We start from the raw sequence: 20925 nt of genomic DNA, 5'->3' as shown, positions 1-20925 counted from the left end.
AAGTACTCCTAAGCGGCTTGATTAGATGAATTTAATAAGGCTTCAACCACCCATGACGCACTTCTTGCACCATCTTCATGGAAGCCCCATCCCCAATAAGCACCACAAAAATAGGTCCGATTTAAACCGTTTATTTCAGACCATCTTGACTGAGCTGCAATAGCTTCCGCATTAAATACCGGATGACGATAGTGACGCTGAACCCAGACTTTGTTTGGATCTAAATCAAAATTAGGATTTAATGTCGCAAAAATCTGAGTTTCACATTTCAGATTTTGTAGCTGATTCATCCAATAACTAAATCCATAATGGACACTATTTTGCTGAAATGGAGTGACTTGACCCGCTCTATTCGGTGTGACATGCACATGCCAACTTGCCCACTGACGTCTTGATTTTGGCATAATGCTGGTATCTGAATGCAACACCATATGATTGTCTTGATACTGAAACTTTTCTAATATTTCTGATTCTTTAACCGTTGGTTCAGCGAGCAACTTCAATGTGTCATCTGCATGACTTGCAAATACCACCCAATCAAACCGTTCAATCCCCTGTCCCGTTTCAATACTCACGTCATTTGCTGAGCGCTTAACTGACTTCACTTCTATTTTTTTAAACTGAATATGCTTTGCTTGAGTTTGAATTGCACGGATATATTTAGAAGACCCGCCTTTTACGGTTAACCATTGTGGTCGATCTTTGAGTTGCAACATACGATGATGTTGAAAAAAACTGACTACAAATTTATATGGAATTTGACCTGCTTGCTCTACTGGGCATGACCATAATGCACCACACATCGGATAGAGATGCTCTTGCCTAAACGCTTCCGAGTATCCATGCTCGTTGAAATATTGCTCAATAGTGTAATGCGGGTCGGTCTCTTCAACATCTAGATCTTTATTTGCTGCATAAAATCTGAATAGATCTGACAACATCGCTCTAAAGCGGGTCTTTAAAAAATTCTGTGGTTTGAACAATAATGAGAATTTCTTGGAAGGGTTATATTGCAGTCCTGTGACCTGATTATTAACTGAAAACCCCATATCGCTGCTTTGAGCTTGTACACCAAGCTCCTTCAACATCTCACAAAATAAAGGATAGTTGTGTTCATTAAAAACAATGAATCCGCTATCCACTGCAACTTGCTCACCATCGATCTTTAATTGATGAGTATCAGTATGTCCCCCAAAATAATTATTCTTTTCAAATACGGTCACCTCATGCAACTTACTCAACTTCCAAGCTGCATAAAGTCCTGAAATACCCGATCCAATAATTGCAATTTTCATCTTGATTCCTTTGACTGAACTTGAGAATGTTGGAGTTTGGCCTTTTTCGAACGCGTAATTTTACTTGCTTCATAGACTCGAGCTGGTATGGGTTTCATTCCCCAAACCAAGCCGAACCATGACATAAATTTTAAGATGTAATAGGTCACATCGATCTGCCACCAATAGAACCCTTGGCGCGTACTTCCTGCATAAAAATGATGATTGTTGTGCCAGCCTTCACCAAGTGTAATCAGAGATAAAAATAAGTTGTTGCGACTATGGTCATTCGTCTCAAAATCTCGGCTTCCATAATGGTGAGCCAGTGAGTTAATGCACAATGTGGCATGAATAAGCAGAACAGTAGAAATTGCGCCTCCCCATACCAATAACTGTACACCACTGGTTCCCCAATGCGGCCACATCCAAGCAACCCATTCCCCAAGACCATAAATCCCGATAGCCGTTATTAAGACGATCATCAAACTAAAACGATCTAACCAAATCAGTTCCGGAAACTTCAGCCAATCTTTAATGACACTTTTACGCGTTGAAAAATTATATTCATTTAAAAACCAACCAACATGGCTATACCAAAATCCATGCGTTGATGAATGTGGGTCTTGAGGAGTATCTGTATAACGATGATGATATCGATGATGTGCTGCCCACCATAATGGTCCACGCTGCGCACTCATTGTGCCAATTAAAATAAAGATAAATTGCAGCCATCTCGAAGTTTGAAAAGTTTTGTGTGACAAATAACGATGAAAAAAAGCCGTGATTGCGAACATGCGAATAAAATAAAAAAACAACATAAATGCAAAAGCAAACCAAGAAAACCCGACCCAAAACACTGCCAGACAAGCAAGATGCAGTAGGATAAAAGGAATTATTCTGAGCCATTGAATCTGTTTACTCTCAGAGGTCAATGCTTCATGTGGTACGCTTACGGACCAACTATCCAGCCATTGCATGAGGCTTTTTAACATACAGTCATCCCAAAATAAGCAATCGATCTTTATGATTTAAATAAAGTGTAGTTCTTGATATATGAAGTTTATGTGAAGCACACGCTGTATCTTGAATTTCACGCTGAATCATTGAATTTAATATTAATTTAATTTCATCATATAAACTTAACTCACCCTCATTTTGACTACACAAATGCTGATCAATGAGCACTTCAACCCCTTTTATACCCTCGTTGAGTTACATGACTGCACACTGATAAACCAAACCGAGAAGGTATGTATCTCGATTCAACAAAATAATCATAGGCAAACCTATTGAATCTCGATATAAACTATAGGGAGAAATAAAAAACCAAGAATATTGATGAAAAAGTTGAGACAACGATGTCTGAAACGAATGTAGAAACTGTATCGGATTCTAAACGCGACCCTGATTTAAGAATGGTGCAAATCAATCAAAATTATGTTGCTTGTGAAGAGTGCGATACGCTCTTTCGTAAATCCGATTTATATAAGAATGAACGTGCCTATTGTTCGGCTTGCGGTTCCGAGCTCTATCGTAAAATTCCAACATTTAACACACTGTTGGCCTTAGTCTGTACTGCGTTAATTATCTTTGCGATTGCCAATAGTTTTTCAATTGTCAAAGTTGAACTCCAAGGCATTTATTCAGAAACCACATTATTGGGTGCGGCTTGGGCAATGTTCGAGGCTGATCGTGCTTTTGTAGGCTTTCTTATTCTGATGACCACTTTTGTTGTCCCTTTAGCCTACTTACTTCTGATGGGATATATTCTTTTGATGGCAATGTTTAATAAAAATGTTATTGCAACCCAACAGTATGCATCACTTAAACTCGCATTACGGTCACTCTTTCAACTGAGAGCTTGGGGAATGGTTGAAGTATTTCTGATTGGCGTTTTGGTCACCTTGGTGAAATTAGTGGGGATGGTGGTTGTGATTCCTGGAATTGCCTTATGGGCATTTGCCATTTTAAGTGTTTTGTTGGTCTATTTAGTATCAATCAAAATCAAGGATCTATGGAATGTAATTGATGGAAATCAAATCTCATGACCATTACTTCCACTCATACGAATCAACCCGATCAGATGAAGCATTCGCCACACCCTGTGCAGAAACCTGTCTCATTAGAAACGCTTGCACCGCGTGCAATTGATCTTGAGCTCACACTTTGTCATTGCTGTGGAACACTCAACCGCATGACGTCCTTGTCTGCCATGGAACAAGCACGAAAATCCCGCTGTACCCGTTGTGATAGCCCATTACATACCCGTAAAACCCGAAGTTTAGAACGAACTTTAGCTTATTTAATTGCAGCAAGTATCCTTTATATACCAGCCAATGTTTTACCGATGACGATTACAGAATCTATTCTTGGTCGTCAACAAGACACTATTATGAGTGGAGTCATCTATTTCTGGAAAAGTGGTGACTATTTCGTTTCGTCCGTTATTTTTATTGCCAGTATATTTATTCCACTACTGAAATTGGTCATCCTTGCTCTCCTGCTCAGTGCTGTACATTTACAAGCCTCAAAAAAAATTCACCTCTCACCGAAGCATTGCTCGATCATGTATAGAGTCGTGGAGTTTATTGGCCGTTGGTCAATGATTGATGTTTTCGTTGTCGCCATGCTCGCAGCACTGATCCAAATTCAATCATTGGCAACTATTTTAGCAGGCACAGGTGCAGTTGCTTTTGGTGCAGTTGTGGTTTTGACAATGTTAGCCTCACTGAGTTTTGATCCTAGAATCATTTGGGACAACTATTACGTTTCAATCCTGAGTCAGCATGAAAAAAAAAATGACGCTACAGAACATTGAGATTTACATAAAACCCTTTCACTTCTTGCTTGATATTCATATGATGAAGCGTACAAACAACAAACACATTACGATTTAATAAGATCAATAACTATGTCAGAAAACCAATCGAGTAATGGTCATCCTCATGATGAACAAGTTCTGAGTCAGGTCGGTATACCTGATAAGAAACGTAGCAAATGGAAACCTTCTCTCATTTGGATTATTCCAATTGTGGCATTACTCATTGCATTTTCATTAGCTCTCAAGGCGTATTTGAATACTGGTCCTGTTATTGAGGTTTCTTTTAGGACTGCAGAAGGCATTGAAGCTGGCAAAACTACAGTTCGTTATCGTCAAGTCAATGTGGGTCTAGTACGCGAAATTGACCTTTCGGAAGATCGGTCTCATATCATTGCTAAAATTGAACTTCGGAAAGATGCCAGTAATTTTGCTACGGAAGATTCACGTTTTTGGGTAGTGAGACCACGTATTGGTGCAAGTGGGGTTTCAGGTATCGATACTTTACTTTCTGGCGCATATATTGAAGTAGATGGCGGTAAATCAGATGTCAAAACCACTTCATTTAAAGGGCTAGAAACTCCACCCGTCGTGACTTCCGATGTTCCTGGAAAAATCTTTTTCTTAAAGGCACAAGATTTAGGTTCGCTCGATTTCGGTTCACCTATTTATTATCGAAGAATCAACGTTGGACAAGTAACCTCATACCAACTGGCTGATGATGGAAAAAGCGTTGAACTTCAAACTTTCATTAAGTCACCTTATGACAAATTTGTCACCACAGATGCGCGTTTCTGGCAAGCCAGTGGTGTAGATGTCAATTTGAATGCTTCGGGCTTTAGTTTAAACACACAATCTTTGGCAAGCATCATTTCAGGAGGGATCGCATTTGGTTATCCTGAAAATTCTGATGCAGCTCCTGCTCCGAATAAAATGAAATTTGAATTATTTGACTCTGAAAAGCTTGCGCTTAAAGAGCCTGATCTTAATCCAAGACGGATCGTAATGTATTTCAATGAGTCATTGCGAGGTTTATCAGTAGGAGCTCCAATTGATTTCATGGGTGTCGAAGTCGGTACTGTGAAAAAAATCAACACTGAGTTCTACAATAATCACTCGCAAATTCGAATGCGTGTTGATGCTGAAGTTTATCCTTCACGTATTGCTGGAGGTCATGAGTTGGACCCGCAAGGTACAGTATTCAAGCAATTTGTTGAGCGTGGTTGGCGAGCTCAAATGCGGACTGGCAATTTACTTACAGGTCAAAACTACATTAGCTTTGATCTTTTCCCTAAAGCTAAATATGCCACTGCAATCCGTCGAAATGATGGTGTAGTTGAAGTTCCAACAACTCCTACAGAATTAAAAGGCCTTCAAGCACAAGTGTCCCAAATCGCCGATAATGTATCTAAATTTCCATTGGTTGAAATTGGTCAGGACGTTCGTCATACCTTGGCAAACTTAGATAAAACTATACAATCTTCAAAAAGTTTGGTCGATCAACTGGATGGCAAAGTTGCGCCTAATTTACAAGCCACTTTGGATGATGTTCGTAAAACAGTTCAGTCTTCTGAAACCATCTTGGCAAGTGATGCACCATTACAACAAGATCTACGTCGTGCTTTACAACAAATTACCCGTGCCGCAGCTTCATTGCAGTTAATGGCAGATCAAATAGAACAAAATCCTGAGTCATTGATTCGTGGAAAAACAGCGGAGCCGAAGAAAGATGACAGAGAATAAATTATTGAAATCTCAGCAACGCTGCTACCTAAAAGTCCTTTCAAGCTTGAGTGTTGGTTTGTTTGCACTCATCGTCAGTGGGTGCTCTTCATCCCCTACGCCTAAGTTCTATTCATTGAGCACTCAAACGCTAACATCATCTTCGTCAAATCAAAAAGTGAGGATGATTGAGGTGCTTCCTGTTGGATTATCCGATCGTTTAAACCGAATTCCATTGGTAATTCAACAAGAAAATGGGCAGGCTAAAGTATTGTTCGATGATCGTTGGACATCTACTTTATCGGCTGAATTGAGAGATGCTGTTTCTGCGCGTTTACAGCAAACATTAGGTGCAGTGGATCGTTATAATAGTGGTATGACTGGTGGACAAGCAGCTTATCGAATTGCCTTAGATTTTTCTAACTTCGATTTCATCGAAAAATCAAATCAGCAACGCTTTATGCTCATGAATGCGACTTGGACTTTACGATATGATGATCCCAATCGCCCCTTATTCACACCCAAAAACGCTCAAACATTACCTCAACGTCATCAACTCAGTTGTCGGATGAGTTTTTATGAAGAAATTCAACAAAAATCTAAAGACTTAAATACTTTAGTCACTGTTTCGCAAAAAGCCATTGATCAACTTTCAATCAGTATTGCAAGTTCAGTCAAGCACTTAGAAAATAGGAATCAGCCGATTACTGGTACGGTATGTAGTTAAACATATATCGATCACAAACTGATTTTTTTATTTTAAAAAAATCATGTCTTTTTAGATCTAAAGGATTAAGCAAGATCTATGACTTATTGAGATGGATCCTCTAAATAGTCAATGACTTATAGATTTGATTCAACTAAGTGTTCCCAAAAATGGGCATCATGATGTCGAAGATCTCTCCCCACCTTAGGATTGAATCGTATCACCTCCCACTAAATGATGGGAGAATGTTTTGTTAAGTACTGAATCACGTATGATTTCTTTTTCATTGCCGATCTCAAAATTTCAGCACTCGTCTGATCAATATACCGAATCGCTAAGCCTTCATCTTTAAGGCTTCCAAACAAATGAGGGTAGTGCGTTGATGTACATATTTGATTAGGTCGCCACAGTTTGAAACTGTCATTAAACACATGGCTTCATTTTGATATTGTGCTTATTTTAAAGCTGGAGGATTATTTCTGATAGTTTCAAGACATATTTCCCCCATCTTGGTTTTGAATGAGTTTTAAAAATCATCCATCTCTTTTGATTCTATACAAACTGTCTGCATAAGAAATTAGATCATAAATACTGCTATTCATGCGTGCTCTAATTTAGATTCCAAACAATATCTAAAAAAACATTTTGTGAGTAATTTGATAAAAATATTTTGTGGTAAGAATCACAAAAATTAAGCGCGACAACTGAAATGCCACAATGATTGGGACTGACAAACCTAATACTTTTGCCATTAAGGACATTTCAGCAATCCCCCCCGGAGACAGTCCAAGTAATAGAACTTTTTCATCCACTGAAGCCCATTGAATGAGTCCAAGAACAAATAAAATTGAGAGCATCAATGCCAATAAATTAAAAAGAATCGTGAGCAATAAAAAACGTTTACTGTCTTTTAATAAGCCAAATGGAAATTTACTGCCCAATGACCAACCGATACAGAGTTGTCCAAATGCAATCAACCAATTAGGCAAACTATGCTGAAGCATACCGATGTAAGACAGCAAACCAATAATTAAAATCGGGCCTAATATCCAAGCATTCAGCACATTGAAATGCTCAAATAATTTTGCAATGCCTAAAGCCAATAAAAAAATCAAAATGGTGGAGCCCACATCAAAATGCTGCACGGTCATCACTGTTGTATGCCAATCAACTTCCAAATAAAGGCTCATAAAAATGGGTAATAACACAACTAGAATCACAATTCTTAGGCTATGTGTCGCTGCAACTTTATCGACCTGTGCCTGATATTTTTCAGCTATATTAACCATTTCACTAGCACTACCAATTGCTGATGCAAACCACGCCGTTGACCAATCTAGGCGATTAAAAAAATATTGAAGAGTCGCTAAAATCAAATTCAGCACGATGGACCATAAAATACCCATCAAGATAAATATCCAATAAATCGATAATGCTTTCACAAGCGCCGGTGTGAAATACAGCCCCAAAACCATACCAATAATCACTTGCCCTGTCTGACGCCAGCGGACGTGACATGGATTAGATATCCCAAAACTGCCAATGATAAGCGTGATCAGAAGTGGACCTAATAACCAAGGTAGTGGTAGACCAACAAGAATACCAAGCCATGCACCAATGAAGGCAATTGCCAATCCTTTGGCATTCGATTTGATGTTTTCCATATTCCTCACCAATGATGGTCAACATCATGTTGACCATCAGCTTGGGTTAGATTGATTTTTGTTTTTTTACAAATAGGTATTTGCGTACAATCGGTAGGATCAGTAACAGTGCGGACATCACCCAAAGACCAATACTGATTGGACTACTCCATAAAATGCTAAGTTCACCTTGAGAGATGGACAACGCACGGCGTAAATTCGATTCCATCAACTCACCTAATACGAAACCTAAAATGAGCGGTGCAAGTGGGAAGTCAAATTTACGTAAGATATAGCCAAACACACCCAAACCAAGGCATAGCAACAGATCAAAGACATTGCTATGAATCGCATAAACCCCAATAAAACTCACGGTTGCGATAATTGGAATCAAGATATAGCTAGGTACACTCAACATTTTTGCAAAGAAACCGACCAATGGAAGGTTCAGCACAAGCAAAATAATGTTCCCTACCATTAATGAAGCAATCAGTGCCCATACCAAAGTTGGTTGCTCAGTAAACAGTTGTGGCCCAGGTGCAATGTTATACATTAATAATGCACCCATCATGACCGCTGTAGTCCCTGAACCTGGCACGCCAAGGGTTAACATGGGAACAAATGAACCACAGGCCGCAGCATTGTTGGCACTTTCAGGTGCAGCAAGCCCACGCAAATCACCTTTACCAAACTGACTGTTGTCCTTCGCCATTTTACGTTCAGTGGTATAGGCCATGGCACTAGCTACAGTCGCACCTGCCCCAGGTAAAATCCCAGAGAAGAATCCAATCAATGAACCACGAATGATGGTTGCGAGTGAACTAAAGAATTCTTTGACATTAAATAAAGAGCGTTTACCTTGTTGTAATACGACTTTACCAATGGTAGTACGTTCAAGTAACAGTAAGATCTCGCTGATACTAAATAGACCAATCACGAGTGTAGTAAAGGCGATCCCATCACTTAAACCGACACTATCAAAAGTAAAACGGTAAACACCGGTAATTGCATCCATTCCAACAGTCGAAAGTGCCAGCCCCATTAATGCCATAAGAAAGGTTTTAACAGGTTGGGTACTCACCAATCCCGTTAAACAAACGATCGCAAAAACCATCAATACAAAGTATTCAGCAGGACCAAATGCAATTGCCCACTTTGCTAAAAGCGGTGCAAATAACACAATCCCAATAAATGCAATCGTACTGCCAATAAAGGAACTGACTGAAGATAATGACAGCGCAATCCCTGCTTTACCTTGTTGTGCAAGAGGATAACCATCCAAGGTGGTCATCACAGCGCCCGCATCGCCAGGCACATTAAGAAGAATTGCGGAGATACGGCCACCATATTCGCAGCCCAAATATACAGCAGCCAATAAAATCAGTGCGCTATCGACGGGTAAACCTAAGGCATAAGCAAATGGTAAAAGAATCGCAACACCGTTGATTGGACCTAAACCGGGCAATAAACCGACGACAGTTCCAATAAAAGCCCCAATAAAGGCAATTAATAAGTTTTTCGGTTGTAAGGCAACCTCAAAACCCATCATTAAAAAATTTAATATTTCCATATGGTTGTTATCCTTAACCAAAGAGCCCAAGCGGTAAAGGCACGTCTAACACACGGTCAAACAGATAATAAGTACTCAGACTTAAGACAATACTGGTGATTACAATCGGGATCATTTTGCCGTTAAACAAATGTCCAAGCGCGATTGTGAGTAACAAAGTAGCCCCCATAAATCCAAGAAACTCAAAGACAGCAGCATAGATTGTCAAAGCCACTACACACAGGACCAATTTACCAACCAAGTGCTTTGTCCACCCTAGCTCAACTACCTCAAACATAATGGCTGGCCGAACCGTTAAGTAAAAAGCACTGAAAGTGATCAAGCTCATCAGCAGCACCGGAAAGGCTTTTGGTCCGACTGGGTCGTAAGAAATGGGGGCTTGAAAGTTCAATGCGTAGATCAATAAGCCCAATCCAATAACAGTAATGATGGCTGTAAGCATGCGTTCAGATTTCATCAGCTTCCCTCTAAACAAAACTGAGTTAGAACAACCGTCCTAACTCAGTCTGTTGATTATTTTGATAATTTGTATTCTTCCGATAACTGACGCATTTCATTGGTTTGCTTATATACATACGCTGCTAGTTCGTCGCCAGTCATTTCAAATGGCAGTAAATCTTGATTGTCACGTACTGCATCAAATCTCTGATCTGCCATCATTTTTTCAAAGGCTTTTTTCCACCACTGATAAGCATCATCACTGACTTTTGGTCCCACATAGAAACCACGAATGACAGGCCACTCAAGGTCATAGCCTTGCTCAATTGCGGTAGGTAGATTTGAAAATTTACCTTCCAATCTATCTTTGGAAAACACCGCTAAAATACGAATTGAGCCGCTGTCTAAATGTGAACCAACTTCACTGACATTACCTACACCCACTTGTATATGCTGCCCCAAGAGTGAGGTTAAAACTTCGCCACCTCCTTCTAATGCAACGAAGCTCATATCGGCAGGATTCACGCCTGCTTTTTTCGCTAAAATTGCTGTTTGCATCCAATCCTGACCACCAACACTACCTGCACCACCAAAGCTGAGTTTCTTCGGATTTTCACGCAATGCCTTCATCAAATCATCAAGGTTTTTCAGTGGTGAATCTTTGTGAACTGCTACAAGCCCATAATCAACGGCAACACCTGAAAGCCACTTCACATCTTTTTCTGTGAAATTACCAAATTTGCCTTGGGCCAAGTTCAATAGTGAGCCTGTGGAAAATGCAATCACAGCATTATCGTTCGCTGGGTCATTGTTAACGATTTTGTTATATGCCACTGCCCCTACACCACCCGGCATATACGTTACACGAACGGGTGACTCAAGAACTCCCGCTTCCTTAAAGCCGGATTGCATCAGTTTACAGGTCATATCAAATCCCCCCCCTGGCTTAGCAGGTGCGATACATTCTGCTCGTTTAGGTTGGCCGGGTTCTTTTGATGCATTTCCTGTACCACAACCCACTAACACTGCTCCTGTACATGCGAGTGCTAACCATTTCATTTTTTTCATAGCAAACTATCCTTATTGCTGAATTATTAATTGATGTATGTCCATGTTTTACCTATTTCCAATCTAACCTCTGGCCTAGATTGGTTTGGGTGTTTACTTCGTTTTAGCTCGTTGTTTTGCAATTCTCTCTTCCACAGCGAACTTTAATAAAGCTGCACTGCGATAGAAACCGTGAGCGAACTTACCAAAGGGAATTGTTAAGAAGAAAGTCATAACTGTTGCGAGATGAATTATCAGGAGTAATGCCATTGCCGAGGTATCACGAAATGCCAAGAGCAATAAACCGGTGATACTGATCAGCAGAAGCAAGAAAATAAATCCACGGTCCATTGGCTTTTGCTTCACATCACCATGTAAAGGATGACGTTTAATATTGAGATATAACAATCCTACTGGGCCAATGATTAAGCCAATTCCACCCAACGTACCTAAAATTACGGGTAAACTGCTGTAGGCATAGGGTGCTTGAAGACCAAGAAAATAGTGATAGAACGTTGCAACGCTTGTTGCTGCAAAACAGAGTAAAAAGCCATACATTGTGAAGTGATGATAAACACGACGGATTTGTGTATATCGATCATCTTCTTCATTACAACCTTTACCATGCCCACCATCTAAATATTTGAGCGTGAGAACATTTTTAGAAGCTTGTAGAATATCTGGCTGCGCCACGCCTTCAGGAATAATTTTAGAGGTTTGCTTCCAGAATTTTGCAATGCCTAAACCCAATAGCACAAACGCTAAAATAAACACTGAACCAAACAGCACTGCTAAAAAATTGTGAGGAAAAATGGCGTAGAAATCACCTTGGTAGCGACCAAATAGATCGGTGCCATTCATCCAAACACCTGCCAACATCAGTAAGAAAAATAGTACTGACATTGCAGAAACCAGTGGAATGCCTGTTTTTTGATAGATTGATCCAAATGCAGAAGGGACTGCAAATTCTTGATAAGTCTCTAATCGAACTTGTGCCATGGCTTGCGGAATATTGACACCAAATTCATGCGGTGGCGCATATTGGCAAGCATGTAAACACGCACCGCAGTTATGACAAAGATTAGCCATATAGTGGATATCCGCCTGCTTAAACTCAAGACGTTTGGTCATGGCAGGGAAAACCGCACAAAATGTTTCACAGTATCGACAAGCATTACAAATCTGTAAGGCTTGTTTGACTTGATCTTCGTTCTGACTCAACTGCACGATAGGAATTAAATTTTTTGCATTGGCATTCATAATTAAACTCCCAACATCAGTGCAGCATTCGCCGCATTTTTTCCTGCAATACGACCAAAGGTCGTTCCAATTGACATCCCCACACCTGCGGTATAACCCTGACCTAACACATTGCCAGCCATCATTTCACCTGCAACGAATAAATTTGGGCTTGGCCGATTATTGAAACGAACGGCCGCATCATCCTCTACTTTTAAGCCGAGATAAGTAAAAGTGATCCCCGGACGAAGTGCATAAGCATAGAAAGGGGGTTGATTCAGCGGAACAGCCCAATGGGTTTTCGCAGGGCTTAAATTTTCAGTATGACAATTATCAAGCACAGTATGATTAAACTCACCAACAATACAGGCTTGGTTAAACTCATCCACCGTTTTCGAGAGGGTAGCCACATCTAAATTGAGCTTTGCTGCTAACTCTTCAATGCTATCTGCTTTCGTGCCTTCAAATACGGGGGGCATGAAACGTCCAACGGATTTCGAATCAATTATTGAATAGGCAATTTGATTCGGCTGCTTCGCAACTAAACGCCCCCAAATCGCATAACGTTTTGGCCAGAAGTCTTCACCTTCATCGTAGAAACGCTCTGCATTTTTGTTGACGACAATCCCTAAAGATACACAGTCAATACGGGTACAAATTCCACCATCATATAAAGGAGCACGTGCATCGACAGCGACACAATGCGATTGAGATGGATCGCCAATGATATCGGCTCCTTGATCCATCATAAATTTGAGTAAGTTGCCTTGGTTGAAACGTGTACCACGAATAATAAAATTATCCGCTGGCCACTCACCATTTTCGTTTTGTCCCCAAGCTTCTTTAAGCCATGCTATGTTCGATTCAAAACCACCTGCAGCAAGAACACAAGCCGCTCCTTCAAAACGTGTACCGTCTTCAGCAATAGCAGCTTTGAAAGTATTGTCTTCTATGTCCAAGTCAACAATTTTGGTGCTATAGCGAACCTCAACACCTAAATCTTGTGCGCTTCTAAAATAGGCATTAACTAAAGCTTTTCCACCGCCCATAAAAAATGCATTAGTACGTGCGACATGCAGTGCCCCTGACAGCGGTGGTTGGAAATTCACCCCATGCTTACGCATCCAATCTCGACAAGTTGCTGTACTTCGAATCACCAAGCGTGCCAAATGTTCATTGGTCTTGCCCGCGGTAACTTTTAACAAATCCTGCCAGTACTCTTCCTCAGGATAAGCGTCCACCAATACATCTTGTGGTGCGTCATGCATACAACGTAAATTACGAGTGTGCTGAGAGTTCCCCCCACGCCACTCTTTGGGTGCAGCTTCCAATAATAAGACAGATGCGCCTTGTTCTCTTGCTGTCAGTGCAGCACACAATGCGGCATTCCCACCGCCAATCACAATTACATCATGCATTCGATGTCTTCCCTCTCGAATTTGATGTAATTTAAGACTAAAAGTGTGAATTAACGTGATAGGCAGAATTTAAATAGGTGTTTAATAAAATTAAATAGGTTAAAAGTCTAATAACTCAGCACTTGGCCATAGTCCTTTCTGAATCAAGCTTTTAACTGTGCTTTTAATCGCCACTTTAGTTGCTAAGCTCGCGGGTGAAAGCTCTTCTTCAGCCAAACTAATTAAATAATTAATTCGATCAAGTTCTGGTTCAACCACTTTTAATAAACAAATATCCGACTTTAGATAATCAAAATGTGCACTGACAGGTTGAATGGTTGCCATGTTTAAATTGCTAACACAATTCATCAGAAGATGTAGACCATCTACTTCATAGTCAACATCTAATAATTCAACTTTTTGATCAAGAAATTTACGCAAACCATGTCTCTGACTTGGCAATACAAGTGGTAAGCGATTCACTTTTTCTAAATCAATTTTTCCTTCTAAAATACATTGTTCATAACCCTGCTCTTTTAACAAAGCACAATTGGCCATCATGAACATTTGCTCTTTCAATAAAGGTTGAACAGCCCAGTTACTATCGACATCTTTAGTAAAAATGATCGCAATATCTAGTTGCCTTGCATTGACTAAATTGGTGAGATTACCAGATAGGCTCTCGACTAAATGAATTTTTATATCGGGATAACGCTCCGACATTAGTTGCATGAAGGGAATGCCGAGTACTGATGCAATACTGGGTGAAAATCCCACACTCACATGACCTGTCAAACGTGATGAATGAGCCGCTTCTATTGCATATTGCGCATGACGAAGTGAAAGTTGTGCCTGTTTGAAAAACGCTAAACCTGCAGGCGTTGGAGTCACACCTGTAGAGTTACGTTGCAATAACCGTGTACACAGCTCATCTTCTAACTTTGCAATTTGCTGGCTAAGTGCTGATGTGCCCACATCTAACTTCTGCGCAGCTTTACCTAAACTTCCTGACTCAACAATCGTAATAAAGTATCTAAGTTGCTTCAGTTCCATATGCCTCCCCCTACCCATACGAATATTAAATAAGCATCGTACTTTTCGTTTTATCAGTTTTAATTAGCAATAAAAAAGCCACTTAAAATAAGTGGCTTTTTTATTGCAAGAATTTTGGTGGAGATGGCGGGAGTCGAACCCGCGTCCGCAAGCACTACACTCGAGATTACTACATGCTTAGATATCGTCTATTATTTTAACCCTCAAAGACCCGACGAACAGGGTTAAGAGAGCGATCCTTTAAGTTTAGTACAACACCCCAAGGCTTGATGTTATACGGACTTGTGTGCGTGCGCTTCAGTCGGGATCTCTAACCACAAGTATTCAGAGATGCGGACAAGCTGCCCTTAGGCAGCTAGAGCGTAAGATTCGTCGTTTGCGACTATTTAAAATGCAAATTTTATTTACGAGAGAAAATGCGCTCTCGGCATGCATCTATGAGTTTCATCACCAGCGTCGAAGCCAGGAACATCCCCAAAGTACAACGCAATCATAGCATAAAAGTTTGAAAATACGACCTCTAATTTCACAACAATTAAACATACACATGCGCTTATTCCAATAATTGAGATAAAATCCCTTTTTTCAAGTTCAAAATTGCATATTTTATGAGTTATTTACTTGCACTGGATCAAGGGACGACGTCAAGTCGTGCGATCATTTTTGATGAACATGGAAACGTTCATGCAACAGCTCAAAGAGAAACTAAAATACGAACACCAAAGTCAGGCTGGGTAGAGCAAAATGCACAAGAGATTTGGAGTTCACAAATCGCTGTAGTGCAGCAAGCAATTGCTGATGCGCGATTACTGCCTAAAGATATCAAAGCTTTAGGCCTAACCAATCAACGCGAAACGACAGTGATTTGGGATAAAAAAACTGGTGAACCTCAAGCCCCTGCGATTATTTGGCAAGATCGCAGAGCAAGTGATTGGTGTAATTCCCTCATTCAACAAGACTTACAAAACAAGATAAATTACACCACAGGACTCCGCATTGATCCTTATTTCAGTGCTGGAAAATTAGTGTGGTTACTTGAAAATATTGATGGTTTAAGAGCTCGTGCGGAACAAGGCGAAGTGGCTTTTGGAACCATTGATAGCTGGCTAGTTTGGAATCTCACTCAAGGTGCTGAACACGTGATTGAAGTCTCGAATGCTTCAAGAACCATGTTAATGAATCTGCATACCCAGCAATGGGATGACGAATTACTCGCACTATTTAATATCCCAAAAGCAATACTACCCAAAATCGTGGCTTCTGATTGCCATATTGCCAATACAGCAAAAGGTCTCTTAGGTGCAGAAATTCCAATTACAGGGATTTTAGGTGATCAACAATCAGCGTTATTTGGTCAATCATGTTTTGACGTAGGCTCAGCTAAAAATACCTATGGTACTGGCTGCTTTATGTTATTCAATACAGGTGATCAAATTCAACTGAGTCAAAATCAACTCCTCTCCACTTTAGCTTGGCAATGTAAAGAACACACCTCGTATGCGCTTGAAGGTAGTGTTTTTATGGCTGGTGCAATTGTGCAATGGTTACGTGATGGACTTGGAATTATTCAAAGTAGCCAAGAAGTTGAACAATTGGCGTGTCAAGTTAACAGTACCGATGGTGTCGTACTTGTTCCTGCCTTTACAGGCTTAGGAGCACCTCATTGGGATACGGATGCCCGCGCATTATTATGCGGTATGTCTAGAGGGACAAATAAAGCACATATTGCGCGAGCAGCTCTCGAATCAATCGCATTTCAAGTCGCTGACGTTTTAAATGCCATGCAATCTGATATTCAAAACCCTTTAAAAGAATTGCGTGTAGACGGTGGTGCGAGTCAAAATGATATGTTGATGCAGTTTCAAGCCGACTTACTGAATGTTCCTGTGTTAAGACCGCAACTTTTGGAGTCAACGGCTTGGGGAGCTGCGGCAATGGCAGGTTTAACTGCAGGTGTATTTAAAAATCCGTCTGATATTGCGGCATCATGGAAATTGGATAAAGCCTTTGAGCCAACAATGTCTGAAGATCAACGTCAATTTCATTTACATCAATGGAATCGTGCGTTGAAACGTTCAAGATCAGATGTTTAGTATAAAAAACCGCCTACAAGGGCGGTTTTTTTATAAGAGATACATGGATTTTTCAATATGCGTATGAAGCAATACCTGTTGCAATTGCTTTACCTTCATCATTCACCATATTCATGCGCATCGTACAACCTTTGCGACCCATGCGTAGGACTTCAGCAGTGGCAATAAAATACTTTCCGCGCCCTGGTGATAAATAATCCACTCGCATATCCACTGTTGCTAAACGTGAAACTTTCTTTAAAGTTTCAGGCAACATATCAGGCTCTGCACGCTTGTAAAGCTCGCCCATTGCAACAATCCCGCCAATACTATCAAGTAATGTTGCCGCTACACCGCCATGCAAAATTTGGAAAGAAATATTACCAATGAGATTAGGTTTCATCTCAATATAACCTTGGATTTCACCTTCTACGACACGCATTTGCATTTCGTTGTAAGCGAAATAAGGAGAGGTATTAAATACTTGAGTGAGTTGATTTAATACCACTTCAAGATCTGGTTTAGCACCTAAATGGAGGTTACCCATCCATTTTTTTTGGGAATCGTTCATACAAAACTCAAATTAACATCATGAGAAAAAACCATCAGCATTTTCCCAAAAACCGCCTTAAGGGGGCTACAATTAGACCCAAGTAAAATACCAAACATCGAGATTGTGATGACTTATACGTTTAATCGCCCTGCTTTTCCTGCAACACGCATGCGCCGTATTCGAAAAAATGACAAACTCAGAGCGATGGTGAGAGAAACACATCTTTCTGCTGAACATCTCATTTATCCGGTATTTGTTCTACCAGGTCAAAATCAAACCCAAGAAATACCTAGTATGCCAAATATTCACCGTCTTTCAGCTGATTTGTTGTTAAACAAAGCTGAAAAACTTTTAGAATTAGGTGTATCTAAATTAGCTTTATTCCCAGTTACCCCACAAGAAGACAAAAGTTTAACTGCTGAAGCAGCATGGAGAGATGATGGTTTAGTTCAAAGCACTGTCCGTCTTCTAAAAAAAGAATTACCAGAAATGGTACTCATCACTGATGGCGCTTTAGACCCTTATACAACACATGGTCAGGATGGCATCATCGATGAAACAGGTTATGTCCTGAATGATGAAACTGTTGAGTGTCTGATTAAACAAGGTTTAAGCCATGCAGAAGCAGGAGCCGATGTTTTCGCACCGAGTGATATGATGGATGGTCGTATTGCTGCGATTCGTCAAGCATTTGAAGCAAATGGTCATATTTATACCAATATCATGGCTTATTCTGCCAAATATGCATCAAGCTTCTATGGTCCTTTCCGTGATGCCGTGGGTTCAGCATCTAATTTAAAAGGTGGTAATAAGTATAACTACCAAATGGATGTAGGAAACCGAGCTGAAGCTCTTCACGAAATTGCACTAGATATTCAAGAAGGTGCAGACATGGTGATCGTAAAACCAGGGATGCCATATCTAGATATTGTACGTGAAGTTAAAGACACATTTGGCATTCCAACATTTGTTTATCAAGTGAGTGGTGAATATGCCATGTTGGCAGCAGCAATCCAAAACGGCTGGCTTTCTGAAAGTGTGATTTTAGAATCATTGATGAGCTGTCGTCGTGCTGGTGCAGATGGAATTTGGACCTATTTTGCTGAAGATGCTGCAAAAATGCTTAAAGATCTGTAATACACTATTGAATCAAAAGCGCTTTTACATAAAGCGCTTTTTTTCTACTACAATCATCATTGTATTCGAGACCCAACTTTTAACTCACTCATTTAACATCTTACATCTCATCGATCTCTTTTCATCATTGAGATTATTTGCACGATTAGAGCTTGAATATGGTCTAATACACCCCGTCATTTTGAAGGTGGATAAAAATGCACGTTGCCATCATTGGATGTGGAATTAGCGGCTTACTAACAGCGCTTGAATTACTCGAACAAGGTTGTGAAATTACCCTCATTGATCAAAAACAAGCAGCTAAAGCTGCATCTTGGGCAGGTGGTGGTATTTTGTCACCTATGTATCCTTGGCGTTATCCCAAAGCAGTCAATCAATTGGCACAACATGGTAAATCGTTATATCAATCTTGGAATCAAAAAATTCAACCATTGAGTGGCATTGATTTCGAAATTCACGATTCAGGCATGTTAATTTTTGATGAAGATGATTTTGAGATTGGACTCAGTTATAAGGCGCAATATAACGAGCCGATGCAGCATTGCGATTTACTCGACGAGACTCAATTAAGAAATCTGAATCCACGAGTTTCTAATACTTTCAAGCAGGCTTTGCATTTTCCACAATTGTCTAATGTTCGTAATCCTCGTCTTTTAAAGTCTATTCTGACTTATCTTAAATCACATTCAAAAGTAAAGATTATCGAGCATAAGTGGGTAGAAAAATTACTGATTCAAAATCAGCAAGTGCAATCCATTGTTCTGCATGATCAACATCAAATTAAAGCTGATCAGTATGTTATCGCTACTGGAGCTTGGTCGGCACATTGGGCATCACAACTCAATTTCAATATCCCTGTTCAACCTGTTCAGGGGCAGATGATCCTATTCAAAACCCCTGAAAACTGGCTACCCACGATGTGTATGTACAATGTCATGTATATGATTCCACGTCGAGATGGCCATATCGTCTGTGGTTCCAGTATGGCGGAATTAGGTTTTGAACATCGCCCAAATTTGAAAACACAACAATCCATTTACCAAGCATGCATTCAACTCATACCTGAACTTAAAAATTTCCCGATTGTGCAACAATGGGCAGGCTTGAGACCTAGCTCACCTGATGGAATTCCATATATCGGTTTAATGCCTGAAATGAAAAACTTATGGGCGAATTTTGGTCATTTTAGAAATGGCTTATGCATGGGGCCAGCTGCAGCGCAGTTACTACGACAACTCATGCTGAATCAGACCACCCTCGTTGATCCTAGACCCTATGACCCATCTTTGAAGTTTCAAGTTTAATGTGATGGAAGTAGTTGCTCCAACGCCATTTTGAGTTCTGGATACTGAAATGTATAACCTGCTTGAATAAGTGCTTCTGGTATAACGTATTGTCCATTTAAAACCAATTGAGACTGCTCACCTAACATGATTTTAAACAATGAATCAGGCAGACTTAAAAGCGGTTTCTTGTTTAAAATTTTTGCTGCGGTGCGAACAAAATACACCTGATTCGTTTGTTCAGGAGCAACGAAATTAAAAACTTCTTTCGGTGTGTCATTCAACATCAGAAATTCAATCGCCTGAATCACGTCCTGAATATGAATCCATGCTAAGGGCTGCTGACCTGAACCAATTTTACCCACCAGATTAAATCGAATCGGTAAGAGTAATTGTTGTAAAATTCCTCCGCCATGCCCAATCACCACGCCTAAACGAATGACCTTAATATCAAACTGATTTTTGTGTTGGAGAGCCGACCTCTCCCACTCTTGGCAAAGTTCGGACATAAAGATCGGTTGAGATGATCCCTGCTCATTGTTTTTTTCTGACCATTCTTGATCAGGATCAATACCATAATATCCTACAGCAGAACCAGAAATAATTCGCTTGGGATGTTGCTGATGGGTCAGCAGATAATGTAATAATGCATCGGTCGTATTCACTCGGCTGTCGATGAGTTTTTGTTTTCGCCTTTGCGTCCAGCGACCATCACCAATACTTTCACCCGCTAAGTTAATAACATAGTCAATTTGAGCGTGTTGGATATCATCGAAAGATTGAACCCATGTCAAACGTGGATGCTTCATTTTTGGATTAGACTGTCGGCTTAAACCAATCACTTGATAATCTTGATCTAGCAAATATGCAACCAAATAAGACCCAATAAAACCTGTTGCACCAGTAACTAAAACGCAAGGATGATACATAGAAATACTCTTATGATCTGATCCCTCTATCATGGTGAAAGATG

The 20925-nt window shown here is 40.2% G+C and carries 18 protein-coding genes and 1 other RNA gene; 7 read left to right on the top strand and 12 right to left on the bottom strand.

Going from position 1 to position 20925, the window contains the following annotated elements:
• Positions 1 to 8 precede the first annotated feature (8 nt).
• Together AC1M9N_RS12980 and AC1M9N_RS12975 are read right to left on the bottom strand one after the other, a co-directional pair.
• Entirely contained in the window at positions 9 to 1295 is a 1287-nt protein-coding gene (locus AC1M9N_RS12980; protein WP_481954869.1) for an NAD(P)/FAD-dependent oxidoreductase, read from the bottom strand.
• Complete coding sequence (locus tag AC1M9N_RS12975; RefSeq protein WP_481609245.1) at positions 1292 to 2266, bottom strand: acyl-CoA desaturase; 975 nt, start codon at positions 2264 to 2266, stop codon at positions 1292 to 1294. Before AC1M9N_RS12975 ends, AC1M9N_RS12980 begins: the two co-directional genes overlap by 4 nt.
• Before the next feature lie 423 nt (positions 2267 to 2689).
• Between AC1M9N_RS12975 and AC1M9N_RS12970 the strand changes: the two genes are divergently transcribed.
• The 4 genes from AC1M9N_RS12970 (at position 2690) to AC1M9N_RS12955 (ending at position 6541) form a co-directional block, all read left to right on the top strand.
• Entirely contained in the window at positions 2690 to 3322 is a 633-nt protein-coding gene (locus AC1M9N_RS12970) for a paraquat-inducible protein A (RefSeq protein ID WP_228143131.1), read from the top strand.
• A 35-nt stretch (positions 3323 to 3357) separates the two neighbouring features.
• Positions 3358 to 4092, top strand: coding sequence for a paraquat-inducible protein A (locus AC1M9N_RS12965; protein WP_180000502.1), 735 nt, complete (start codon positions 3358 to 3360; stop codon positions 4090 to 4092).
• 93 nt (positions 4093 to 4185) lie between these two features.
• Positions 4186 to 5835, top strand: a complete 1650-nt coding sequence (locus AC1M9N_RS12960; RefSeq protein ID WP_481609244.1) for a PqiB family protein — start codon at positions 4186 to 4188, stop codon at positions 5833 to 5835.
• On the top strand, positions 5822 to 6541 hold the full coding sequence (locus AC1M9N_RS12955; protein ID WP_481954868.1) for a PqiC family protein: 720 nt from the start codon (positions 5822 to 5824) through the stop codon (positions 6539 to 6541). Before AC1M9N_RS12960 ends, AC1M9N_RS12955 begins: the two co-directional genes overlap by 14 nt.
• Positions 6542 to 7152: 611 nt before the next feature.
• On the opposite strand, the gene AC1M9N_RS12950 is transcribed toward AC1M9N_RS12955, so the two are convergent.
• The 8 genes from AC1M9N_RS12950 to ssrA all read right to left on the bottom strand — a co-directional run bounded on the left by AC1M9N_RS12950 (position 7153) and on the right by ssrA (position 15383).
• Complete coding sequence (locus AC1M9N_RS12950; RefSeq protein ID WP_481954867.1) at positions 7153 to 8184, bottom strand: AbrB family transcriptional regulator; 1032 nt, start codon at positions 8182 to 8184, stop codon at positions 7153 to 7155.
• Between the two features lie 46 nt (positions 8185 to 8230).
• On the bottom strand, positions 8231 to 9733 hold the full coding sequence (locus tag AC1M9N_RS12945) for a tripartite tricarboxylate transporter permease (protein WP_481954866.1): 1503 nt from the start codon (positions 9731 to 9733) through the stop codon (positions 8231 to 8233).
• A 13-nt stretch (positions 9734 to 9746) separates the two neighbouring features.
• Positions 9747 to 10193 carry a tripartite tricarboxylate transporter TctB family protein gene (locus AC1M9N_RS12940; RefSeq protein ID WP_481954878.1) on the bottom strand — a complete coding sequence of 149 codons (447 nt, stop codon included), beginning with the start codon at positions 10191 to 10193 and terminating at the stop codon, positions 9747 to 9749.
• A 53-nt stretch (positions 10194 to 10246) separates the two neighbouring features.
• The gene (locus AC1M9N_RS12935) at positions 10247 to 11239 is read right to left on the bottom strand and encodes a Bug family tripartite tricarboxylate transporter substrate binding protein (protein ID WP_481954865.1); all 993 of its coding nucleotides are present in this window, start codon (positions 11237 to 11239) and stop codon (positions 10247 to 10249) included.
• A 93-nt stretch (positions 11240 to 11332) separates the two neighbouring features.
• Positions 11333 to 12478, bottom strand: a complete 1146-nt coding sequence (gene tcuB / locus AC1M9N_RS12930; protein ID WP_481954864.1) for a tricarballylate utilization 4Fe-4S protein TcuB — start codon at positions 12476 to 12478, stop codon at positions 11333 to 11335.
• Between the two features lie 2 nt (positions 12479 to 12480).
• Positions 12481 to 13875 carry an FAD-dependent tricarballylate dehydrogenase TcuA gene (tcuA, locus tag AC1M9N_RS12925; protein ID WP_481954863.1) on the bottom strand — a complete coding sequence of 465 codons (1395 nt, stop codon included), beginning with the start codon at positions 13873 to 13875 and terminating at the stop codon, positions 12481 to 12483.
• A gap of 99 nt (positions 13876 to 13974) precedes the next feature.
• Positions 13975 to 14907 (bottom strand): LysR family transcriptional regulator, encoded by a 933-nt coding sequence (locus AC1M9N_RS12920; RefSeq protein WP_481596554.1) that lies wholly within the window; start codon positions 14905 to 14907, stop codon positions 13975 to 13977.
• A gap of 115 nt (positions 14908 to 15022) precedes the next feature.
• Positions 15023 to 15383, bottom strand: a transfer-messenger RNA (tmRNA) gene (ssrA, locus tag AC1M9N_RS12915).
• 132 nt (positions 15384 to 15515) lie between these two features.
• Here ssrA and glpK point away from each other — a divergent pair.
• Positions 15516 to 17000, top strand: a complete 1485-nt coding sequence (gene glpK / locus AC1M9N_RS12910; protein ID WP_481954862.1) for a glycerol kinase GlpK — start codon at positions 15516 to 15518, stop codon at positions 16998 to 17000.
• A 52-nt stretch (positions 17001 to 17052) separates the two neighbouring features.
• On the opposite strand, the gene AC1M9N_RS12905 is transcribed toward glpK, so the two are convergent.
• Positions 17053 to 17550: a thioesterase family protein gene (locus tag AC1M9N_RS12905; protein WP_035266285.1), complete on the bottom strand. Its 498-nt coding sequence runs from the start codon at positions 17548 to 17550 to the stop codon at positions 17053 to 17055.
• A 108-nt stretch (positions 17551 to 17658) separates the two neighbouring features.
• On the opposite strand from AC1M9N_RS12905, the gene hemB reads away from it, so the two are divergent.
• Complete coding sequence (hemB, locus tag AC1M9N_RS12900; protein ID WP_180000234.1) at positions 17659 to 18669, top strand: porphobilinogen synthase; 1011 nt, start codon at positions 17659 to 17661, stop codon at positions 18667 to 18669.
• A 197-nt stretch (positions 18670 to 18866) separates the two neighbouring features.
• Positions 18867 to 19973 (top strand): glycine oxidase ThiO, encoded by a 1107-nt coding sequence (thiO, locus tag AC1M9N_RS12895; RefSeq protein WP_481954861.1) that lies wholly within the window; start codon positions 18867 to 18869, stop codon positions 19971 to 19973.
• On the opposite strand, the gene AC1M9N_RS12890 is transcribed toward thiO, so the two are convergent.
• On the bottom strand, positions 19970 to 20881 hold the full coding sequence (locus AC1M9N_RS12890; protein ID WP_481596557.1) for a TIGR01777 family oxidoreductase: 912 nt from the start codon (positions 20879 to 20881) through the stop codon (positions 19970 to 19972). The two genes, thiO and AC1M9N_RS12890, sit on opposite strands and share 4 nt — an antisense overlap.
• Positions 20882 to 20925 lie beyond the last annotated feature (44 nt).

It is taken from the genome of Acinetobacter sp. ANC_7655 (assembly GCF_056784015.1).
The sequence above is the reverse complement of the archived record's forward strand: the minus strand, read 5'-3'. Positions and strand labels throughout refer to the sequence as shown.